This window comes from Mycobacterium zoologicum (assembly GCF_020181635.2).
GTDB lineage: Bacteria > Actinomycetota > Actinomycetes > Mycobacteriales > Mycobacteriaceae > Mycobacterium > Mycobacterium zoologicum.
The window spans coordinates 1-3,217 of record NZ_JAYJJS010000067.1 but is presented as its reverse complement, the minus strand read 5'-3'; the positions used below and the strand labels follow the sequence as shown (position 1 = coordinate 3,217).

The following is a 3,217-nucleotide window of genomic DNA, read 5'->3' as shown; positions in this document are numbered from 1 at the left end:
GGTTGTCCGGTGGTGCAGATGTTTTCTGCAACAACAAGCGTTCGAGATCATCAACCAGCAGGTTTTCCTGTTGGCCGGCTTTTGGGCTGGGCACACTGTTGGGTCCTGAGGCAACAGGTCCTGTTGTCCCCTTTTTCGGGGGGTGGGTTGTTGTCGCTCCATCTTGGTGGTGGGGTGTGGTGTTTGTTTTGTGGATAGTGGTTGCGAGCATCTTACAAGCGAGACTGTTTGTCTTGTTTGTTTTGCAATTTTTGTTTCTTGGTTTTTGTGTTTGTAAGTGTTTAAGGGCGCATGGTGGATGCCTTGGCATCGAGAGCCGATGAAGGACGTGGGAGGCTGCGATATGCCTCGGGGAGCTGTCAACCGAGCGTGGATCCGAGGATGTCCGAATGGGGAAACCCGGCACGAGTGATGTCGTGTCACCCTCCGGTGAATGTATAGCCGGTGGGGAGGTAACGCGGGGAAGTGAAACATCTCAGTACCCGTAGGAGAAGAAAACAAAATGTGATTCCGTGAGTAGTGGCGAGCGAAAGCGGAGGATGGCTAAACCGTATGCATGTGATACCCGGCGGGGGTTGTGTGTGCGGTGTTGTGGGGTCTGCGTTCTCATCACCGCCGTGGTGGGCAGCAGTGAGAAAAGATTGTGTTAATCGAAGTGGCCTGGGATGGTCTGCCGTAGTGGGTGAGAGCCCCGTAGGTGAAAACATGGTCTCTGCTGTCGCAGTGTCCCCGAGTAGCAGCGGGCCCGTGGAATCTGCTGTGAATCTGCCGGGACCACCCGGTAAGCCTGAATACTTCTCGATGACCGATAGCGGACGAGTACCGTGAGGGAATGGTGAAAAGTACCCCGGGAGGGGAGTGAAATAGTACCTGAAACCATGTGCCTACAATCCGTCAGAGCCCTCCCTTGTGGTGGGGTGATGGCGTGCCTTTTGAAGAATGAGCCTGCGAGTCACCGGCACGTCGCGAGGTTAACCCGGGTGGGGTAGCCGCAGCGAAAGCGAGTCTGAATAGGGCGTATCCAGTCCAGTGGGGCTGGTGTAGTGGCGTGTTGTGGACCCGAAGCGGAGTGATCTACCCATGGCCAGGGTGAAGCGCGGGTAAGACCGCGTGGAGGCCCGAACCCACTTAGGTTGAAGACTGAGGGGATGAGTTGTGGGTAGGGGTGAAAGGCCAATCAAACTCCGTGATAGCTGGTTCTCCCCGAAATGCATTTAGGTGCAGCGTTGCGTGTTTCTCACTGGAGGTAGAGCTACTGGATGGCCGATGGGCCCTACTAGGTTACTGACGTCAGCCAAACTCCGAATGCCGGTGAGTGAAAGCGTGGCAGTGAGACGGCGGGGGATAAGCTCCGTGCGTCGAGAGGGAAACAGCCCAGATCGCCGGCTAAGGCCCCAAAGCGTGTGCTAAGTGGAAAAGGATGTGCAGTCGCGAAGACAACCAGGAGGTTGGCTTAGAAGCAGCCACCCTTGAAAGAGTGCGTAATAGCTCACTGGTCAAGTGATTGTGCGCCGATAATGTAGCGGGGCTCAAGCACACCGCCGAAGCCGCGGCAATCCCGTATGGGGTTGGGTAGGGGAGCGTCCTGCATCCGGTGAAGCCACAGAGTGATCTAGTGGTGGAGGGTGTGGGAGTGAGAATGCAGGCATGAGTAGCGATGAGGCAAGTGAGAACCTTGCCCGCCGAAAGACCAAGGGTTCCTGGGCCAGGCCAGTCCTCCCAGGGTGAGTCGGGACCTAAGGCGAGGCCGACAGGCGTAGTCGATGGACAACGGGTTGATATTCCCGTACCCGTGTGTGCGCGCCCATGATGAATCAGTGGTACTAACCACCCAAAAGGTGGTCGATCAATCCTTTCGGGGAGCGACGACCGCTGGCTGCGTGGGACCTTCGCTGGTAGTAGTCAAGCGATGGGGTGACGCAGGAAGGTAGCCGTACCAGTCAGTGGTAATACTGGGGCAAGCCCGTAGGACGTCAGATAGGCAAATCCGTCTGGCACATAGTCCGAGAGGTGATGCATAGCCGTTTGCGGCGAATTCGGTGATCCTATGCTGCCGAGAAAAGCCTCTAGCGAGCTCACACACGGCCCGTACCCCAAACCAACACAGGTGGTCAGGTAGAGAATACCAAGGCGTACGAGTGAACTATGGTTAAGGAACTCGGCAAAATGCCCCCGTAACTTCGGGAGAAGGGGGACCCTCATACCGTCATGGCCTTCGCGGCCGGCAGCGGGAGGGGGTGGCAGAAACCAGTGAGAAGCGACTGTTTACTAAAAACACAGGTCCGTGCGAAGTCGCAAGACGATGTATACGGACTGACGCCTGCCCGGTGCTGGAAGGTTAAGAGGACCGGTTAACCCTTCGGGGTGAAGCTGAGAATTTAAGCCCCAGTAAACGGCGGTGGTAACTATAACCATCCTAAGGTAGCGAAATTCCTTGTCGGGTAAGTTCCGACCTGCACGAATGGCGTAACGACTTCTCAACTGTCTCAACCATAGACTCGGCGAAATTGCATTACGAGTAAAGATGCTCGTTACGCGCGGCAGGACGAAAAGACCCCGGGACCTTCACTATAGCTTGGTATTGATGTTCGATGCGGTTTGTGTAGGATAGGTGGGAGACTGTGAAACTCGCACGCCAGTGTGGGTGGAGTCGTTGTTGAAATACCACTCTGATCGTATTGGACCTCTAACTTCGAACCATGAAGCTGGTTCAGGGACAGTGCCTGGTGGGTAGTTTAACTGGGGCGGTTGCCTCCTAAAATGTAACGGAGGCGCCCAAAGGTTCCCTCAACCTGGACGGCAATCAGGTGTTGAGTGTAAGTGCACAAGGGAGCTTGACTGTAAGACTGACACGTCGAACAGGGACGAAAGTCGGGACTAGTGATCCGGCACCCCCGAGTGGAAGGGGTGTCGCTCAACGGATAAAAGGTACCCCGGGGATAACAGGCTGATCTTCCCCAAGAGTCCATATCGACGGGATGGTTTGGCACCTCGATGTCGGCTCGTCGCATCCTGGGGCTGGAGCAGGTCCCAAGGGTTGGGCTGTTCGCCCATTAAAGCGGCACGCGAGCTGGGTTTAGAACGTCGTGAGACAGTTCGGTCTCTATCCGCCGCGCGCGTCAGAATCTTGAGGAAACCTGTCCCTAGTACGAGAGGACCGGGACGGACGAACCTCTGGTATACCAGTTGTCCCACCAGGGGCACGGCTGGATGGCTA

Annotated in this window: 1 rRNA gene; it reads left to right on the top strand. The window is 56.1% G+C overall.

The window, feature by feature from the left end:
* Positions 1-271 precede the first annotated feature (271 nt).
* Positions 272-3,217: ribosomal RNA gene (locus K6T84_RS23700) — 23S ribosomal RNA — on the top strand; the annotation flags it as partial.